We start from the raw sequence: 18382 nt of genomic DNA, 5'->3' as shown, positions 1-18382 counted from the left end.
GCTCCGGAGCAACTTTTCAAACTTACCCGACCCGGCGAAGCTTTGCAAATCAGCGTTTCCGCGATTTCCGCTTGCAGGAAGGTCCCCGGCCCGTGTCCGGCACACCGCTAAGTGCACCGTTTTTCAGGCTGTCAGAAAGGGGGTCGGTCGCTATCTTTCCGCTTCAGCGGCGGCGACTCGAATGACTTTACACGGCCCCGGAGGCACGTGCAAATCGAGCCGAGACCGGCGTACTTCACTAACACCTAAGCACAGGAGTGCAACCGCCCGGCCGGCCGAAGGGCACCCAAGAGCAACGCGCGTACTCATCAGTAGCGGTTATCCCAAGTACTAGGTCTGCGCATTACCGGCTCAACTAGACAGAACAGTCTGTCTCGCATAAGTTTCAAATAGATCGACGGCCCCCATGGGCGGAGATCCGTTTATCGCTGAAGCAGAAACGGCGGATCAATGTACATGCCCTTAAAGGAGCCCAAAATGGACGCCACCAAGTTTGAACAATTCATCGCCGAGGCGCTGACCACGGAACGGGAAACCGACACAGTTCTCGGTCCCGACGAGCTTTTTGGCCTTTACACCAGCTGGTGCCTGATTCATAAGCTGCAGCCAGCCGCCCCTGACTCCCTGTTTGCCGCTCTCCGGGAGCGCGGCATTGATCCGGCGAACTGTGAGCTGGCCATGACCGGGCCCGCAGCCGCGGACTACATCCTGGCGAGCGCCCCCAGCCTTATCTAGGCGGAACCACAGAAAGAGCCGATGCATATCGGCTCTTTCTGCGTACCCAAAACCCTGTATCAGGCGCACACTGCTGTCACAACGCTTCAACGCACTAACAGCGCCGAGCCCCCGGGCCCGGCGGGAAATTAAGGTACCTCATGGCCGTACAACCCGGCATTGCAGAAGGCACAGTCCTCGGCGGAAGGTACCGGGTGGTGGAACAGATCGGTTCCGGCGCTATGGCCAACGTCTACCGGGCCGTCGACGACTCCCTCGAGCGCGAAGTGGCCCTGAAGGTCATCAACAGAAGCAACGCCGCGCAGGAAACAGCGCGCGACGATGACGCCGAAGTCAAAGTCCTCGCATCCCTGAACCACCACAGCCTGATCACACTCCTTGACGCCGGCGTGGACCGGACGGAAGCCGGCCGCACGCTCATTTACCTGGTAATGGAACTCGTGGAAGGCCCGGATCTTAAGCGCCGCCTCAGCGAAGGCCCCCTCTCCTCCCGCCACACGGCCGAGATGGGCTACGACGTGGCCGATGCCCTCGCCTACATCCACGAAAGCGGCGTGGTTCACCGGGACGTGAAGCCCGGAAACATCCTGGTATTCGACTACCAGCACGACACCGCGCGAATGCACGCAAAGCTGACGGACTTCGGCATCGCGCTCATGGCCGACGCGCCGGACCTGCACGACGGCGGATTCCTCGGCACCGCGGGCTACCTCAGCCCGGAGCAGGCGAAAGCCGAGCCCATCGGGCCACCAAGTGATGTGTACTCCTTGGGCCTGGTGCTGCTTGAAAGCCTCACCGGGCAGCAAGCCTTCCCGGGTGACCCCTTGCAGAGCGCCCTCGCCCGCCTCATGGACGACCCGCATATCCCTGACGACGTTGATCCCGAGTGGCGGCTCCTCCTGGCCGCGATGACGGCGCGGAATCCGGAGGACAGGCCGTCAACCAGCGAGGTGAGCCAGGCCCTGTATGAGCTGTCCCAGAGCAGCCGCGGCAAGCACAAGGTGGATGCCGCTGTCATACCTGCAGACGAGGAAGCCCGGATGCAGGCGGTGCACAGCTACGGCATCCTCGACACTCCCCCGGACGGCGCCTTCGACAGGATCACGGCGCTGGCCGCCAGGCTCTTCTCGGTGCCGGTGGCCATCGTGTCGATCGTTGATCATGACCGGATCTGGTTCAAGTCCCACCACGGCGTCGATGTTGAGCAGATCAGCAGGGACCCTGGCCTGTGCGCGTCGGCGATCCTGCAGGACGGGCTCTGGGTGGTGGAGAACGCCCCGGAAGACCCCCGTACCCTGCTCAACCCGCTGGTCGCGGGTGACTTCGGCCTGAAGTTCTACGCCGGCGCTCCCCTCAAGACCCGGGACGGCTACAACCTCGGCACCCTGTGCATCCTGGACTTCGAACCGCGCACCATGACCGCCGAGGACAACGCCAACCTCCGGGACCTGGCGGCGATGGTCATGGCGGACCTTGAACTGCGGCTCGAGGCCGCCGCGGGGTTGCCCGGCACTCCCCAGGATTCCGGCATCGTGAACTAGCCCCGCCGGGAGGCGTATGTCAGGACATGCTCCTCCCTCAACGGCGCCACAAGTTTTCTCTAGGCTCCCCCGACCACCATGAGTGCTGTCTGTAAGCGCAATTGGGGGCGACATGGACCTGTGTTCAGCATTTCCCGGTCTCCAATACACAGGAGGTCGGCAATGGCAGTCTTGGACATCCACGTCAACGAGGGATTCGTTCCGATGGTGGATGGATCGCTCGTCTACCATCGTGGGTTCGGGGACCGCCGCACCGCGAGAAATGATCCGAAGCCCGCGCTGGCTATAAGCCCGCGGGTCATCGCGGCTAACGGCCGGGTGATGGCCAGCAGGAGCTACCCCATTGCAGCGCCCGTACCACCGCGCGGCAGGCCTTCCCCACTGCGGCCGGACCCGCTATTCACCCGGCAGTTTCTTGGCCGGCGCGGCTACTGGGCCAGCTACTTTCCGGACCGCACGCTGATCGCGGAAACGGGCGGCACCATCCAGATCCGACTGCACAACAATCTTCCCCAGCCCCACGAGATCCGGTTCCACCGCGCCGGACCCGGCGGGGCCGACGTCGGCTCCGGTCCCGTCACCCCCGGCCAAAACAAGCTTGTGGAATTCCGGGCCCCGCTACCCGGAACCTACATCTTCACTGACCCCGGCAACCAGCCCGTGGAACGGACCCTGGGTCTCTACGGAGCCCTCGTGGTGATAGATCCCCGCAACGCATGGCGACTCGCGCCCGGTGCAGCCGAATTCGAGCGCCAGTGGCTGTGGCTGTGCCACGACGTGGATTCCAACTGGGCCCGCATCGCTTCGAGGGGGCAGTCGGTGGATCCCCTCGCTACCCCGGCGGTGCCGGACTACTTCACCATCAACGGGCATTCGGGGTTTCAGGCGCTGGCCGTCACCGCAGACCAGGTGTTCAACGAGCGGCGGTACGAGGACACCCTGCCGTCGGGCCATCCCCGCGAAACCGACGTGCGCAATTTCAGCGCCACCCCGTCAGCCGGGGCAATCCGCACCGGACACCTCATGAGGATGCTCAACGCGGGCATCGTGGACCACCAGCTCCATTACCACGGCAACCATGTCTGGACCGTGCGGGCAAACGGCATCGATTTCCCCCGGTCCAACGGCCGCGTCTCACCGCAGGGTGACGTGGTGCTCCAGCAGTGGGAGGACACCGTCCAGCTGCAGCCGCTGGAGCGCAAGGAGGCGATGCTTCCGGTCCGGAGGCCCCCGGAGGCCATCGACCAGGTGTGGAACGCAAGGAACGAGGACTGGACGTACCCGATGCACTGCCATGCGGAACCCTCCCAGACGGCGCGCGGCGGGCTCTACCCGGGCGGGCTGGTGGCCGACTGGGTGCTGGCCGCCCAGCCCGGCCCCGTCCAGGGGACGCCGCCCACGGCCACGGATCCGCACCACGTGTTCAGGAGCCAGGTGGACTTCTCGTCGGACCAGCCCCACGAGGGCAGCCCGGAAACCGAGTTCGTGCTGAAGCCTGACGTGCTTGTCGAGCTGGATTTCTTCAACCGGAAGTTCGATTTCCCGGATGGCTCCGAGCATGAGATGTGGAGCTTCGAGGGCAACGAGTTCGGGCGCCAGGTCCCCGGAACAACGGTGCGGATGCGGGAAGGCCAGCTCTTCCAGGCCACTATTAAGCCCAGCAAGAGGGTCCACACCATCCACTGGCACGGCATCGAGCCGGACCCGAGGAACGACGGCGTGGGGCACACTTCCTTTGAGGTTTCGGGGCACTACACGTACCAGTGGAGGCCGGATGTTGCCGAACGCGGCAACCCCAACCGTGGCTCGGCCGGCACCTACTTCTACCACTGCCACGTCAACACCCCGCTCCACGTGCAAATGGGCATGTTCGGTGCCATCGTCGTCGATCCTCCGGCCAATCCGGTCATGCCGGCGCCGGCCGGGGCGCGCCGTCACACGTTTGAGGGCCCACTGTATGACATCGCCACGGAGACCTTGATTGCGCCTTACTCCATCGATCCCCGGTGGCACGAAATGAACCACGCTGCCGGGCTCAACGGCGAAGATGCGGGACTAAACCGCTTCGAGCCCAGGCACTTTTTCCTCATTGGCGGCACCATCCCCAGCCGGCCAAGAGGTGATGACGTAGTCTGGACCATCTCCCAGATGCGGGCCAACGTTGTCCGGAACGGCAGGTACCCAACCCTGGTGCGGATGGTCAACGTGGACTACTTCCCCACACTGACCACGATCACCGACGCGGCGGGCAGACCGGCCAGAATCGCCGAGCTGATCGCACACGACGGCCGGGCGTTCTGGACCACCCCGAACCCCACGGGCCCGGCGGTTCAGCCCTCGATGGCCGGGCAGCCGCTGCTGACCAACATCATCAAGTCCGGCGCCGCAGAGAAGTTCGACTTCCTGCTCCGCCCGCCGGCGCCCGGAAAGTACACCATCAGCGTCCAGTTCCTGCACTGGATCACATCGAAGGTACTCGCCGCAAAGACAGTAACGGTCACCGCAGCTTGAGCGGATCCTCAGGGACCGCTCGTTAAAGCTCGACGGCGGGAGGGCGACAGCGTCGCCGCCCGCCCGTCGTCGGGGTACTTTTGGTGACCCAACACCGGGTTGCCCCGGGCCCGCCGTCGTCTGGTTCAAGCGCTCCGGAAACTGCCGCGGCCGGGCCGCTGACTCACGCGTAACCGGCTGCTACTGTGGCGGCATGGAAGCAGGTATGGTTCGCCCCCGGAGCGGCAAGATGATCGCGGGCGTCTGCGCGGCGCTGGCTGCACGATTCGGTATTTCCAAGGCTCTTGTCCGGATCGGCTTTGTGCTGTTCGGCCTGTTCGGCGTCGGGGAGCTGGTCTATATCGCCTTGTGGATCCTTATCCCCAAGGAGCGTTAGACCTCCCGAAAAAAGGAAAATTATCCGCCGACGTGGTGGATGGTGAAGGCAGAGAGGAAGCCCACGGCCGCCACCAGGCCGGTGAGGTTGTGGTGCTCCTCGAAGGCCTCGGGGATCATCGTGTCCGCGAGCATGGCAAGGATCCCGCCTGCTGCCACGGCCGTAATGAAGGCCACCATCCCGGCGGGCGCGGTTTCCAGGGCCGTGTAGCCGATAAGCGAGGCGAGCCCGCACAGCAGCGCGATCCCGCCCCACACGCCGAAGACGTACTTGGCGCTGCGGCCGGCCTTCTTCATGCCCGCCGTGCTGGACAGCCCTTCCGGGACGTTTGAGATGAAGACCGCGGCAAGCATGGCCGGGCTCACGGTGCCTGCCGTGATCAGGCCGAGGCCCAGGACCACGGATTCCGGGATGCCGTCCAGGAGTGCCCCGATGGCGATGGCCGTACCGCTGCCCGGATCCTCCTTTTCGGAGGGCTGCTGGTCTTTGGACCGCTTCCGGTGTTTGGCTCCGGAGCGGGCAAGCAGCGCGTTGGCGCTGACGTAGACTACCGCGCCGGCGAGGAAGCCGAGGACCGTGGGCCAGAGTCCGCCGCCCTGCACGGCCTCGTCCACGAGTTCGAACGCGAGCGCGGAGATGAGGACGCCTGCGCCGAACGCCATGATCGAGGAGACAAGCTTCGCGGGGATGTTCCATTTCCAGGACAGTCCCGAGCCGAGAACCAGCGCTCCGCCGGCAAGAGTTCCCCACAGCAGCGCCTGCGCCCACATGGGCATGGATGTCCGCCTTCCCCGGCCGCAAGGCCTCGCTGAGCTGAAGGGACGTAGCTTTAGTGGTCAACTGTGCCCGCCCCCGGTCAGGAGCATTCTCGCAGACAGGAAGAATGAAGCCGCGACGGCAGGCCGGAGAAAGACTGCTCAGTTGCCGGGCCGGAGCCGGTGCCATCCGCCCGTCACTGATGCCCAGACCGCCCAGGCTGTGGCCAGGCCCGCGGCGAGCGTCACGGCAGCGGCGGCGCTCTGGCCGGCCGCGAAGGACCGGATGGTGAGTCCGGTGAGGTAGGCGAGTCCGACGGCGGCCGCCACACCCAGCGCGAACAGCACCAGTCCCGCTGCGGTACTGAACGCGCGCTTCGCGGCACCCCGACGGGGTGTACGGTCCGGTTCAGCGTCACCGTCCTCTACGGGCGCAGCCTCTGTCCGACCCAACTGAACCAGGTGAGCAGTCCGGCGCGGGCCGGCGTCGGGCGCCACGACCGCCAGGTTGGCGTCAGGCTCATCCCGTCCCTCAGGTGCAGCATCAGGTTCCGAACGTCCGGCGCCGGGTGTTTCAGCCTCAGGGTCGGCGTCGGTGCGGACGCGCCGGCCACGGCGGCGCTTGCCGACCGCCGTCGTCGGCTGTTCCCAAACCTCGGCCAGCGTGGAGAAACGCCGTGCGGCCGCAATGGCAAGCACAATCTGGGCGCAGGCCAGCGCGTGCGCCCGCGGCTCATGCCGCTCAACCGGCGGAAGATCCAGGGCGGCGAGAACGTCGCTGAGGCGGTGCCGCGGCAGGGCCAGGTGGTCCTGGGCGAGGTGCAGGGCGCAGTAGAAGTCCTTGGCCGGCAGGTCCAGGTGCTGGTGCTCGGTGGCTTGGCGCATCACGGAGGCGTCGTAGGCGGCGTCGAACGCCACGAGCGGGTCCTCGCCGACGAACTGCAGGATGCCTTCGAGGGACATCTCCCAGTCGGCGGCGTTCTGGACGTCCTGTTCCGCGATGCCGTGGAGTTCCACATTGATGGGATCAAAGTCGTCGATGCCGGGCGGCGGCTTGATGAGCCACGACGCCGTGTCCACGATGTGCCCGTCGCGGACCTTCACCAGGCCGACGGCGCACGCCGAGCCGCGGTGGCCATTGGCCGTTTCAAAATCGATGGCCGTAAAACTGATTCCTGACATCCTTGCCTCCCCAGGGCATAGCGCGGAAGGCCTCAAGCGCCTTTGCTTGTGACCTCCCGCACATGACTTCGCCATTCTTGCAGAACAGATGCCGAATTACGTTCTCGGTGGAAAATGTGACGTGCACCATCCGGTCAATGAAAAGACCGTTGACACTCTGCCCCGCCCGGAGAAGCCCGACGGCGGGTGGCCGGCAAGGTCTGCCGGCCACCCGCCGTCGTGCTGGTTGAGCGTGTCGGAACCTACCGCCCGGGGTTCGGACCAACGCCCTCCGAGGCGGCCAGGCCGCCGTCGTTCTCGTCCGCCGCCGGAGTGCCCGCCAGTGTGACTGGCTCATCATGCCTGGGGCCCTCCTTGTGGCGGGCTTCCTGAAGATGCTGTTCCAGCTTCTCTTCCGCATCCCGGCGGCGCTGGCCAACGGTGCGCATCTGCTGGGTGGTGGGAGCCGCATGCGCGTGCAGGTGCGGCCCATGGTCCGGAAAGTTCTCGCTCATAGTTGAATCGTCCCACCGGACAGGCCGGGTGACTACCTCCCTGACCGTGAGCACGCCAGGCCAGAAATCCAGCCGTTGCTGGCCGCACAGCAGCCTGCCATTCTGGGTGCATCCTGCTTCCGGCAGTGAACGAAAGGACAAGACGATGCCGCTCTACCTATCCAAATTCAGCTACACACCGGACACCTGGGCACGGCTGATCAACAACCCTGAGGACCGACGAAAAGCCGCCCAGGCTTACATCGAATCGGTCGGCGGGAAGCTCCACGGGTTCTGGTACGCCTTCGGCACCCACGACGGATACAACCTGTGGGAGGCCCCCGACAACGTGTCCATGGCAGCAGTGGCACTGGCAATCAGCGGAGGCGGTGCACTGAGCTCATTCGAAACCACGGTGCTTCTGAGCGTCGAGGAATCGATGGAAGCCATGCGGCAGGCCGCGAAGATCAGGTACCAATCGCCCGGCGCCGTTCAGCAGCCCGAGGTTACCGTCGATTGAGCCTGTCCCCGCAGGTTGAGCCCGTCCTCAGCGCTCCGGGTTCAGGTCCTTGCGGAAGATCACCGTGCCGTTCGCGTTGCGGAGGGTGACGGAGAAGACGTCTTCCGCGCCGAGGTCCACGTGGCCGAAGTACTGGCTTTCACCGCTGCGCGGGGACTCGCCGGCGTAGGCCCCTGCCCGCGAGAAGACCACCTCGGGGCCGAAGGTGCCGTCCATCTGGTTGGGGCCGAAGCTCCCCGCGTTGATGGGCCCGCCCACGAACTCCCAGAAGGAGTCGAAGTCCTGGAAGGCTGCACGCTCGGGTGAGTAGTGGTGGGCGGCGCAGTAGTGCACGTCCGCGGTGAGCCAGACGACGTTTCTAACCCGGTTGCGCTTGAACGCGGACAATACGCGTGCGATCTCGAGTTCCTTGCCCAAGGGGGCGCCGGCGTCGCGGTTGGAGAGGGACTCCTGCGCTGCGGGCCCGTCAGGGACGATGACGCCCAGCGGCAGGTCTGCGGAGATCACCTTCCACGTGGCCTTGGACGTGCTGACCTCGCGGATAAGCCAGTCGGCCTGTTCCTGGCCGAGGATGTGGGTGAGGTTCGTTTCCTTGCCGTCGGTGTTGGGGTCCTTGAAGGTGCGCATGTCCAGGCAGAAGATGTCCAGCTGCGGGCCGCGGGTGATCTTGCGGTAGATGCGGGCAGGCTCGAAGCCGGTGCTGCCGTCGCTGAGCTGGGCGATGGGCTGGTATTCCTGCCAGGCCTGGCGGCCGCGGGCGGCGAGGACGTCCACGCGGCGCTCGGTGTAGCGCGCGTCGGTGAGGATTTCGCCGGGGTACCAGTTGTTCGTGGTTTCGTGGTCGTCCCATTGGGCGATGACCGGGACCTCGGCGTAGAGGGCGCGGATGTTCTTGTCCATGAGGTTGTAGCGGTGCCGCCCCCTGTACTCCTCGAGGGTTTCGGCCACCTTGGAGACTTCTTCGGTGACGATGTTGCGCCAGATCTGTCCATCGGGCTCGGTGACCTGGGCGGCGATGGGGCCGTCGGCGTAGATGGTGTCGCCCGAGTGGATGAAGAAGTCCGGCTTCGTGGCGAGCATGGCCGCATACCCGCGCATGCCCCCGATCTCCTCGTTGATGCCCCAGCCCTGGCCCGCGGTGTCGCCGGTCCAGACGAAGCTCTGGCCGCGCTTCGTCCCGCCGCTGCGGGACCAGACGCTGTTGGCCTTCGAGCCGGGCGCGGTGCTGAAGGAACCGCGGGCGGTTTCGCCCGCGTTGCCGTCCGGGTCCTCGAAGTGCATTGTAAGCGCGAAGCGGGTTCCCGCCAGGAGGTCACGGGCTGCGATCTTCGAGGTGAAGTCGGTGGCGTCGCTGGCAGTGGTGCCGCGCAGCACGCGGTTGAAGGCGCGGCTGCCGCGGAGCGCGGACCCGTCCTCGTCGACCGCCACCAGGCTGGCTACCAGTCGGCCGGCGCCCGACGCGCGCGACCATAGAACTCCGGAGTTGGTGGTGACGTCCCCGGTGGAGATGCCGGAGGGGAGGGTCAGGCGGTTGCGCACCAGGGGAACCGCGGACGGCCGGGCTGCGTGGGCCGGGACCACCAGTGAGGGCGCGACGGCGGCGGCACCGGCAGCGGCGATGGCACCTTTGAGGACATTTCGGCGGGTGAAGGCAGTCATGAGGCCCATGGTTGACGGGGCGGGTTAAGGGCATGCGACCGCGGGGTGAACCGAGTGGATCGCGGCGGTGACAACCAGTTCGAATTCCTTGACAAATAATGAAATCGTCTTCCCAAGCATGAGAAGCAGGGTCTAATATCCTGCACCTAAGCATTAATCAAAGAAGACAATGCCGAGAGCTGACCCTTACTTTAGGGCAAGGGTAAATGAGTGGGAAATAGACATGCGGCGCTCTTCCCGTGGCAACTCATTTGCGGACTTCTCGCGGGAGAACCGCCTTATAGAAATACTTGTCGCTTATTAGTATTTCAAACCCCAACACTTCTTCGTGCGCCTATCCGGACCTTCCGCCCAAGACGCGCTTTGTTTACTCTTTGATGGAGTTACATCATGAAAAAGCTGTTCATTCTCTTTGCCCTTTTGATCGGGCTGATTGCTGGCGGCGTCCCCGCGACTGCCGCCCCAGCAGCCAAGGAACCGAACCCATTCGCACCAGCTCTTAACGAGGGGACGTTTTACCTCAACGGATTCTGCAGCTTCAAGGTGAAAGCGACGCTCACAGGAAAGATAAAGGTCATTGAACTTCCCGGCGACAGGACAACGACTATTTCCCCGGGTGCGAAAATCACGCTAACGAATGTGAAGACCGGGACCACTGTCAGCTACGTGATCACGGGCGTCATTCATGAACAAGTACTGGTTGATGAAAATGGCACAAAGTTCAGGGATGTTCAAGCCACTGGGAACAACCTATTGCTCATTCCCGACCCGGATTCCGGACTTTCGCTGGTAACAGGGAACTTCCATTACACGCTCAACCTAGATGGCTCCGAGCGGACGAGATTCGAGGTCACCGACCCTGGCCAGGTCATCGACGTCTGTGATGCCTTGGGCTAACTCTTCGAGATGACAACGGGTGGCTGGCATTCTTGCCAGCCACCCGTCGTCGTGAGTTCTTAGAAAAAAGCAGCTCAGCGCAAAGGGACCTCGTCCACGAACGCCACCGGCGCCACGGCTTGCTGGTAGAGCTTGAGGGCATCGGGCACGGCGAGGTTGCCGAAGTTCAGCGACAGCTGCAGGCCCTCGAGTTGGGCGTTGGCGCTCTCGGCCGCACTCACCTTTTCGCCCAAGGCCCGGGAGTTGGCGAAATTCGTTGCCAGGGCGGCGGACACGGAGAAAATTACCGCTGCAAGGCAGAGGAAGCGCCACACGACGGAGTCATCGTCCAGCGAGAAGATCCCGCGTACCGCCTCCGTGAATCCGGTTCCGCCCACTGCCGGTCCGGCCGTGAGCGCGGCCGCCAGCGCACTGCCCACGATGCTGATGTTGGAGAGTCTGTTCCGGCGCGGTCGCTCCCGCCCAAGGTACGAGCGGATGGCCTGCTGCTTTTGGTCAATGCGCTCGGACAGCCGTTGCCGCGTATCGGCGGATTCTTCCATGGTTAGCTACAGCCTTTCTCCCCCCGTCGACGTTTGGATCAGGATCCCACCGGCCTGATATCCGGTCCAGAGTCGAGATGTTTGGGACGGCCCCAGTTCACCTGGCCGCCCAAATCAGCGAGTTCGCCGAGCGAAGGTACTCCGGCGGGCCGCCGGACCCCGCGAGACAGGCCTGTCTCCCTGTGCGCTACACGCAGGCTTGTGTACGTTATTGCCACGGGACTGCAATGGCGCAGCCCGCCGAGCTGGGGCACGGGACGAGAGGCGCTGAGGATGACAAAAGCGAGGATGGCAAAGACGACCGGAGCGGCACCAAAGCTGGCCAGGGCATTGGCCATTGTTCTCGGCACCGGGGAATTGAACAATGGGCGGTCCGCCACGGAGCAGATACCCGTCCGGCTGCGGGCCTGGGATGGCTCCGAAGCCGGTCCCGAAGATGCCCCGCTGATCGAGTTCACGTCCCGGCGGGCGCTGCGGCGGATCCTGTGGGCGCCCGGGCAGCTGGGGTTGAGCCGGGCCTACGTCGCCGGTGAAATCAACGCGCACGGCGACATCTTCGCGGCCTTCGCGGCCCTCAGCTCCGCCGGCAAGTTCGCCGAGCCCGGCCCGTTCAGTCCGCTGACACCCCGGGAACTGTGGACGCTGGTGACCACGGGTGTCCGGCTGGGCGCGCTCGGGCCCAACCCCGCTCCCCCGCCGGAGGAGGCGAGGGTGGAAAAGCACGGCAGGAGGCACTCCAAGAAACGGGACGCCGCGGCGATCTCACACCATTACGACGTCGGCAACGACTTTTACCGGCTGGTCCTCGGCCCGACGCTGGTCTACTCGTGCGCGGTCTGGTCGGACGAGGAAGCAGGCCTGGATGCCGCGCAGGAAGCCAAACTCGACCTCGCCTGCCGGAAGCTGGGTCTGAAACCCGGCATGCGGGTGCTGGACGTGGGCTGCGGCTGGGGAAGCTTCGCACTGCATGCCGCCGGGCGGTTCGGGGTGAGCGTCGTCGGCATCACGCTGTCCATCGAGCAGGCCGAGCTGGCCCGCAAGCGGGTGGCCGAGGCCGGGCTCACTGAACTCGTGGACATCCGGGTCCAGGACTACCGCGATGTGACCGACGGCCCCTACGACGCGATCAGCTCTATCGGCATGTCCGAGCACGTCGGCCGCGAACAGCTGGGCCGCTACGTCGCGCAGCTCCACGGGCTGCTGCGGCCGGGCGGCCGATTGCTGAACCACGCCATCTCCTGGAACGCCGGGCCCACCGAGGACGATCCGGACTCTTTCATCCCCCGCTACGTCTTCCCCGACGGCGAGATGCTCAGCCTGGGCGAGCTGGTGGTGGCGCTGGAGGGCGGCGGCTTCGAGGTGCTGGACGTCGAGGCCCTCCGCCGGCACTATGCGCTGACGCTGCGGGCGTGGGTAAAGAACCTCGAGGAGCAGTGGGACGAGGCCGTGCGGCTGACATCCGACGGCCGCGCCCGCATCTGGCGGCTCTACATGGCGGCCAGCGCTCTCGGCTTCGAGGGCGGCCTGACGGGCGTGAACCAGGTGCTGCTTCAGAAGGCCGGCGGCGAGGAGCCGCCGCTGCGGCTGAGGGAATGGACCGCCGGCTGAGCCCGTCAACACCAAGAAAAACCACACAAGGAGCAAGGACAATGGCTAACATTCTGATGGTCGTCTCGGCGGCCGATTCGCTGACCATGAAGGATGGCAGCCAGCACCCCACGGGGTTCTGGGCCGAGGAGCTGGTGGTGGCGCACCGGACCCTGCAGCAGGCCGGACACAACGTGGACTTCGCCACCCCCGGCGGCGTCAAGCCCACCGTGGACAAGATCAGCCTGCAGCCGGACATGGTCGGCAGCGAGGAGCGGGCGGAGGACTTCCGGACCTATCTGGAGATGATCGACGTAGACCTCTTCGCGCCGATGGTGCTGGCCGACGTCGACATGTCCGGGTACGACGCCGTCGTCCTGCCGGGCGGCCACGGCCCCATGGCGGACCTGTTCCAGGATGAGGACCTCGGCCGGATCCTCGTGGAGGCGGACGGCGCCAGTAAAATTATCGCGCCCTTCTGTCACGGCCCGGCAGGCCTGCTCAGCGCCACGGCCGACGACGGCGCGTTCGCTTTCGCGGGGCGCAAACTCACGGTCTTCACCAACTCGGAGGAGATGGGCGGCGGCACCGGCGAGAACACGCCCTGGTTCGTGGAGACGGCACTGCGGGGGAAGGGCGCCAACGTGGAAACCGGCCCGGACTGGGCCAGCCACGTGGTGCGCGAGGGCAACCTGATCAGCGACCAGAACCCGCAGTCCAGTGAGGACGTGGCCAAGGAGGTCATCAAGGCCCTCGCGGAGTAGGCGGAACCGCTGGTTGAGCTCGCCGAAACCCGGACTGGATCTCGGCAACCTCGATCAGCGGTAGGGACTCAGCCACCCATGCCGGGCTGGACCCGCACGAAGTCGACCTTGTTGCCGGGATTGCTCCGGCTTTTCTGGTGACGCGAGAACCCCTTCGCGTCCAGATGGTTCTGTGCGCGGAACTCGGCCAGGGCTTCGTCATACGCCTGGTTGAGCCGCTTGCCGGAGACCTCTTCCACCGAGCCGTCGGAAAAGGTGACGGAGACGAGGATGCTCTCCGGGAAATGCCGGTTCATCCGGATGAAGCCTTCAGCATCCTGCTGCAGATTGATCAATGTGGTCCGCCTTCGTGGTTGTGGCTTCCAGTCTCCCGCACTTTTCAGACAAAAAAGTACGACGGCGGGACGCCGGCAGATCTGCCGGCCTCCCCCCGTCGTACTTCAGAAGGCAGTAGCTATCCGGCCAGCCCGGCAACCAGGAAGATCACCGCGGCGATGGTGAAGCCCATGACGCCGATCAGGGTTTCCATGACGGTCCAGGTCTTCAGCGTGGTCTTGACGTCCATGCCGAAGAAGCGGCCCACCAGCCAGAAGCCGGAGTCGTTGACGTGGGAGACCACCACGGAGCCGGCGGCCACGGCGATGACCATGGCCGCGACCTGCATGCCGTTCAGTCCGCCTGCGGCAACGGCCGGGGCGATGAGGCCCGCAGTCGTGGTCAGTGCCACGGTCGCGGAGCCCTGGGCGATCCGCAGGATTGCGGAGATCAGGAAGCCAGCCAGGATGAGCGGGATACCCATGTTGCCGAGGACATCGGCGAGGGCGTCGCCGATGCCGGACGTGCGCAGCACGCCGCCGAACATGCCGCCGGCGCCGGTGATGAGGATGACCGAGCAGACCGGACCCAGCGAGGATTCAAGCAGCTTCTCCAGGGCGCCGTTGTGGACTCCGCGGCGGGCGCCGAGGACGAACATGGCAACCAGCACGGAGATGAGCAGTGCCACCGGCGTTTCACCGAGCGTGCGCAGCAGCTGGAACCACTGTTCGTTCTTGACCTCTTCGGACAGCACGCCCGAGGCGGCGAAGGTGTTCAGGCCCGTGTTGATGAAGATCAGGGCCAGCGGCAGGAGCAGCAGGCCGATCACGGTGCGGAACCGCGGCGGGTGGGATTCGGCGTCGGCGGTGGCGTGGCCCAGCAGTTCCGGAACGGGGAGCTCCAGTTTCTTGCCGGTCCACAGGCCGTAGAGGTAGGCCGTGACGTACCAGGTGGGGATCGCGGTGAGCAGGCCTGCGATGGTCACCAGGCCGACGTTCGCCTCGAAGAAGGCCGACGCCGAGACCGGGCCAGGGTGCGGCGGCAGGAAGATGTGCATCACGGAGAACGCACCGGCGGCGGGCAGGCCGTAGCGCAGCACTCCCCCGCCCAGGCGGTGGGCGACGGCGAACACGACGGGCAGCATGACGACGAGCCCGGCGTCGAAGAAGATCGGGAAGCCGAAGATCAGGGACGCGAGGCCCAGGGCGAAGGGGGCCCGCTTTTCACCGAAGATGCCGATCAGGTAGTCGGCCAGCACCTTGGCGCCGCCGCTGGTTTCCACGATGCGGCCGAGCATGGCGCCCAGGCCGACCAGCAGCGCGACGGTGCCCAGGGTTGTTCCGAAGCCGTTGACCAGCACCGGGACCACCTGGTTCGCAGGGATTCCGGTGGCGAAGGCCGTGGCCAGGCTGACCACAATCAGTGCCAGCAGAGCGTGCATGCGCAGCCGGATGATCAGGAAGAGCAGTACGGCGATCGCCGCTGCTGCGATGAGCAGCAGTGGTCCTGCGCCCAGTGTTTGGGTCCATCCTTCGATGGTCATGGTTCTCCTTTGAAACAGGGTCTTGCAGTTGGGGCGGTGAAAGAGTGCGGGGGCTTAGTTAGCGCCCGGTGCTTTGCCAGAAGGGAGCTTCAGCGCGGCAAGGATGGCCTGGATGAGTTCCTCCGGGGAGCGGGTGATGTCCAGGCGGAGGCTGCCGGCCCCCAGTTCCTCAGCGGTCAGCGGTTCCAGGGTGGCCAGCTGGCTGGGCAGGAGCGTAGGCGGCATGAAGTGGCCTGCCCGTCCCTGCATCCGCTCGCTGATCAGGGCTGCCTCGCCGTGGAGGTGGATGAACAGCACGCGGCCTTCGGCTTCGGACAGCAGCCTCCGGTAGCTCTGCTTGAGCGCGGAGCAGGTGAGGACGGTGCTGTGGCCGGCCCGGGCCTGTTCGGTCATCCAGTCCTGGATCTGCTGCAGCCAGGGCCAGCGGTCTTCGTCCTGCAGCGGGATGCCCTGGCTCATCTTGTCGATGTTGGACTGCGGGTGGAACTCGTCCGCCTCCGCGCACGCCCACCCGAGATGCTTGGACAGGGCCGCTGCGATGGTGGACTTGCCCGAACCGGCAACGCCCATGACCACCAGATGCGTGGCTGGATACTGCATGTTTACCTCCGAAGAAGACGTCTTTGGCTTGTGGAAGAAGCTCAATCTGCAGCCCGATTCGAACTGCGCTGGAGATAAGGTATCACCAATTCACCTAAAAGATACTATCTTTTCGTGTCACAGGTCATATCTTTGCCTTCATCGTCCGGTAGTCTTGGGAGGCGCCCCGGGCGCGGAGGGAAGGCAGGAACATGTCGACGGCGACATCAGACAGCGCGGATGACGCGAACGACGGCGGGTTGTCACCCGCGATGCATGAACGCGTCCTTGACGCTCTTGGCGTGGCAATCGCTTCCGGGCGTCTTGGCCCCGGCAGCCGCCTCACCCTCGAAGGCCTGCAGCAGGAGTACGGCGTGTCCCGGACGGTGGCCCGGGACACGATGAAGGTCCTCGAGTCGATGAACCTGGTCTACTCTCGCCGGCGGGTGGGGATTGTGGTGCAGAGCCCGGAACGCTGGAACGTCTACGACCCCAAGCTTGTGCGCTGGCGCCTTGCCTCAGAGCGCCGCGCGCAGCAGTACGCCAGCCTCACCGAGCTGCGCATCGCCGTCGAACCCATCGCCGCCGCGGGCGCCGCCCGCCGGGCAAGTGCCGCCGAGCGCAGCCAGCTGGTGGAGTTGGCCGCGGACCTGCGGCGGCTGGGTGAAGCCGGTGAACTGGAGGCGTTCCTGGCGGCTGACATCGCCTACCACCGGCTGGTGCTGACAAGCTGCGGCAACGAGATGTTTTCCTCGCTCGAGGGCATGGTGGCCGAGGTGCTCACCAGCCGCACCAAGCAGGGTCTCATGCCGTTCAAGCCCCGGCCCGAAGCCCTGGACGCGCACGAGGCAGTGGCCGCAGCGGTCGCCGGCGGGGACGCCACGGCGGCAGAGACCGCCATGCACCACATCCTCGACGAAGTGCGGAATGCGATGGGGCTGCACTAGTCCCCGCCGGTTGAGCCCACCGAAACCTGATTCAGGAGCGTTGGTCCTGTTCGTAGACGTCGGGGATGCCATCCTGGTCGGAGTCGATTTCCTCTGCGGCTTCTGCCAGCCGGTATTGGCGGTTTCTGGTGCTGAGGACGGCTGCTGCCAGCAGCGCAGCAATAAGAGACGCGGTCAGGATGCCGACTTTGGCATGGTCGTCGTGGATGCTTCCGTGACCGAAACTGAGTTCAGCCACCAGCAGCGAGACGGTGAAACCGATTCCGGCCAGGACGGAGACTCCGAAGATGTCGATCCATTTGAAGGAGTCATCCAGCCTTGCCCTGGTGGCCTTCGTGAGAACCCAGGTGGTGCCGAGGATCCCGGCAGGCTTACCCAGCACGAGGGCGAGGATGATGCCCAGGGTTACCGGGTCGGTAAGTGCCGAGACCAGCCCTTCCCATCCTCCGACGGCGACTCCGGCGGAGAAGAACGCGAAGATCGGTACAGCGATGCCGGCGGAGATGGGGCGGAAGCGGTGTTCGAAGGTCTCCGCGAGGCCGGGACCGGCTTCCGGACCGCCGCTGGCCTGGGAGCGGATCACGGGCACGGCGAACCCCAGCAGCACGCCAGCGACGGTGGCGTGGATGCCTGAGGCATGCACGAGCATCCAGGTGGCGATGCCCAGCGGCAGCAGGATGAGCCAGGCTGCCGCCAGCCTGGTTCCGAAGAACCGGCGGTATTTCTGGGCGAGGAAAGTGTAGAGGCCCAGGGGAATCAGGGCCAGCAGCAGCGGCCCCGGCTGGATGTCGCTGGAGTAGAAGATGGCGATGATGCTGATCGCGATCAGATCATCGACCACGGCCAAGGTGAGCAGGAAGATCCGCAGCGCGCTGGGCAGGTGGGAGCCGATGATCGCCAGGACGGCAACGGCGAAGGCGATGTCGGTGGCGGTGGGGATGGCCCAGCCCCGCAACATCTCCGGGCTCGAGAGGTTGACCAGGGCGTAGATGACCGCGGGCACAGCGACACCGCCAACGGCGGCGGCGATGGGGACGATGGATTTGCTGATTTGGCGCAGGTCTCCGGCGACGAACTCCCGTTTAAGTTCGAGTCCGACGAGGAAGAAGAAGATTGCCAGCAGTCCGTCGGCGGCCCAGGCTCCGAGACTGAGGTTCAGGTGCCAGGGCTCGTAGCCGATCCTGAAGTCCCGGAGTGCGAAATAGCTCTCGGCCAAGGGTGAGTTGGCCCAGAAGAGTGCGACGACGGCTGCGACGACCAGCAGTGCGCCGCCGACGGTTTCTTTCCGCAGTATCGCCCCGATGCGCAGCGCCTCGGCGTAGCTGCCGTGTCCGAAGACGATGGATCCGCCGCGGGGCGAAGTTGAAGGTGGGTTCTCCATTAGGTGTCCTGATCGTGGGGTCGACAAATACCGTGCCGACCAGACTTCCCGGCTCACCTGCCTCCAGTCTAGGGG

At 65.3% G+C, this 18382-nt stretch carries 18 protein-coding genes; 9 read left to right on the top strand and 9 right to left on the bottom strand.

The window, feature by feature from the left end:
* Positions 1-477: 477 nt before the first annotated feature.
* The 4 genes from ABRP34_RS20200 to ABRP34_RS20185 all read left to right on the top strand — a co-directional run bounded on the left by ABRP34_RS20200 (position 478) and on the right by ABRP34_RS20185 (position 5163).
* A complete protein-coding gene (locus tag ABRP34_RS20200) occupies positions 478-735 on the top strand; it encodes a hypothetical protein (RefSeq protein WP_003806089.1) in 258 nt (85 codons plus the stop codon).
* Between the two features lie 140 nt (positions 736-875).
* Complete coding sequence (locus tag ABRP34_RS20195; RefSeq protein ID WP_353711544.1) at positions 876-2276, top strand: GAF domain-containing serine/threonine-protein kinase; 1401 nt, start codon at positions 876-878, stop codon at positions 2274-2276.
* 162 nt (positions 2277-2438) lie between these two features.
* Complete coding sequence (locus ABRP34_RS20190; RefSeq protein ID WP_353711543.1) at positions 2439-4787, top strand: multicopper oxidase domain-containing protein; 2349 nt, start codon at positions 2439-2441, stop codon at positions 4785-4787.
* A gap of 193 nt (positions 4788-4980) precedes the next feature.
* Positions 4981-5163, top strand: coding sequence for a PspC domain-containing protein (locus ABRP34_RS20185; protein WP_050934442.1), 183 nt, complete (start codon positions 4981-4983; stop codon positions 5161-5163).
* Positions 5164-5183: 20 nt separating this feature from the next.
* Here ABRP34_RS20185 and ABRP34_RS20180 read toward each other — a convergent pair whose 3' ends face one another.
* The 3 genes from ABRP34_RS20180 to ABRP34_RS20170 all read right to left on the bottom strand — a co-directional run bounded on the left by ABRP34_RS20180 (position 5184) and on the right by ABRP34_RS20170 (position 7594).
* On the bottom strand, positions 5184-5939 hold the full coding sequence (locus ABRP34_RS20180; protein ID WP_353711542.1) for a ZIP family zinc transporter: 756 nt from the start codon (positions 5937-5939) through the stop codon (positions 5184-5186).
* Positions 5940-6080: 141 nt separating this feature from the next.
* Entirely contained in the window at positions 6081-7100 is a 1020-nt protein-coding gene (locus tag ABRP34_RS20175; protein ID WP_353711541.1) for an exonuclease domain-containing protein, read from the bottom strand.
* Positions 7101-7342: 242 nt separating this feature from the next.
* Positions 7343-7594, bottom strand: coding sequence for a hypothetical protein (locus tag ABRP34_RS20170; protein WP_353711540.1), 252 nt, complete (start codon positions 7592-7594; stop codon positions 7343-7345).
* 145 nt (positions 7595-7739) lie between these two features.
* Here ABRP34_RS20170 and ABRP34_RS20165 point away from each other — a divergent pair, with 145 nt between their 5' ends.
* On the top strand, positions 7740-8093 hold the full coding sequence (locus tag ABRP34_RS20165) for a GYD domain-containing protein (protein ID WP_003806097.1): 354 nt from the start codon (positions 7740-7742) through the stop codon (positions 8091-8093).
* Positions 8094-8120: 27 nt separating this feature from the next.
* On the opposite strand, the gene ABRP34_RS20160 is transcribed toward ABRP34_RS20165, so the two are convergent.
* Positions 8121-9761, bottom strand: a complete 1641-nt coding sequence (locus tag ABRP34_RS20160) for an alkaline phosphatase D family protein (protein ID WP_353711539.1) — start codon at positions 9759-9761, stop codon at positions 8121-8123.
* 381 nt (positions 9762-10142) lie between these two features.
* Here ABRP34_RS20160 and ABRP34_RS20155 point away from each other — a divergent pair, with 381 nt between their 5' ends.
* Entirely contained in the window at positions 10143-10649 is a 507-nt protein-coding gene (locus ABRP34_RS20155; RefSeq protein WP_353711538.1) for a hypothetical protein, read from the top strand.
* A gap of 74 nt (positions 10650-10723) precedes the next feature.
* Here ABRP34_RS20155 and ABRP34_RS20150 read toward each other — a convergent pair whose 3' ends face one another.
* Entirely contained in the window at positions 10724-11191 is a 468-nt protein-coding gene (locus tag ABRP34_RS20150; RefSeq protein ID WP_314196446.1) for a hypothetical protein, read from the bottom strand.
* A gap of 288 nt (positions 11192-11479) precedes the next feature.
* On the opposite strand from ABRP34_RS20150, the gene ABRP34_RS20145 reads away from it, so the two are divergent.
* Both ABRP34_RS20145 and ABRP34_RS20140 read left to right on the top strand, forming a co-directional pair.
* Positions 11480-12799, top strand: coding sequence for a cyclopropane-fatty-acyl-phospholipid synthase family protein (locus ABRP34_RS20145; RefSeq protein WP_353711537.1), 1320 nt, complete (start codon positions 11480-11482; stop codon positions 12797-12799).
* Between the two features lie 41 nt (positions 12800-12840).
* Complete coding sequence (locus tag ABRP34_RS20140) at positions 12841-13542, top strand: type 1 glutamine amidotransferase domain-containing protein (protein ID WP_353711536.1); 702 nt, start codon at positions 12841-12843, stop codon at positions 13540-13542.
* A gap of 68 nt (positions 13543-13610) precedes the next feature.
* Here ABRP34_RS20140 and ABRP34_RS20135 read toward each other — a convergent pair whose 3' ends face one another.
* The 3 genes from ABRP34_RS20135 to ABRP34_RS20125 all read right to left on the bottom strand — a co-directional run bounded on the left by ABRP34_RS20135 (position 13611) and on the right by ABRP34_RS20125 (position 16000).
* Positions 13611-13877 carry a hypothetical protein gene (locus ABRP34_RS20135; RefSeq protein ID WP_043420101.1) on the bottom strand — a complete coding sequence of 89 codons (267 nt, stop codon included), beginning with the start codon at positions 13875-13877 and terminating at the stop codon, positions 13611-13613.
* A gap of 119 nt (positions 13878-13996) precedes the next feature.
* Positions 13997-15400, bottom strand: a complete 1404-nt coding sequence (locus ABRP34_RS20130; protein WP_353711535.1) for a GntP family permease — start codon at positions 15398-15400, stop codon at positions 13997-13999.
* 54 nt (positions 15401-15454) lie between these two features.
* Positions 15455-16000 (bottom strand): gluconokinase, encoded by a 546-nt coding sequence (locus ABRP34_RS20125; RefSeq protein WP_353711534.1) that lies wholly within the window; start codon positions 15998-16000, stop codon positions 15455-15457.
* Positions 16001-16191: 191 nt separating this feature from the next.
* Here ABRP34_RS20125 and ABRP34_RS20120 point away from each other — a divergent pair, with 191 nt between their 5' ends.
* Entirely contained in the window at positions 16192-16926 is a 735-nt protein-coding gene (locus tag ABRP34_RS20120; protein WP_314196163.1) for an FCD domain-containing protein, read from the top strand.
* Between the two features lie 31 nt (positions 16927-16957).
* On the opposite strand, the gene nhaA is transcribed toward ABRP34_RS20120, so the two are convergent.
* A complete protein-coding gene (gene nhaA, locus ABRP34_RS20115) occupies positions 16958-18307 on the bottom strand; it encodes a Na+/H+ antiporter NhaA (RefSeq protein ID WP_353711533.1) in 1350 nt (449 codons plus the stop codon).
* Between the last annotated feature and the right edge of the window lie 75 nt (positions 18308-18382).

The organism is Arthrobacter sp. K5, assembly GCF_040448525.1.
GTDB lineage: Bacteria > Actinomycetota > Actinomycetes > Actinomycetales > Micrococcaceae > Arthrobacter > Arthrobacter globiformis.
The sequence above is the reverse complement of the archived record's forward strand: the minus strand, read 5'-3'. Positions and strand labels throughout refer to the sequence as shown.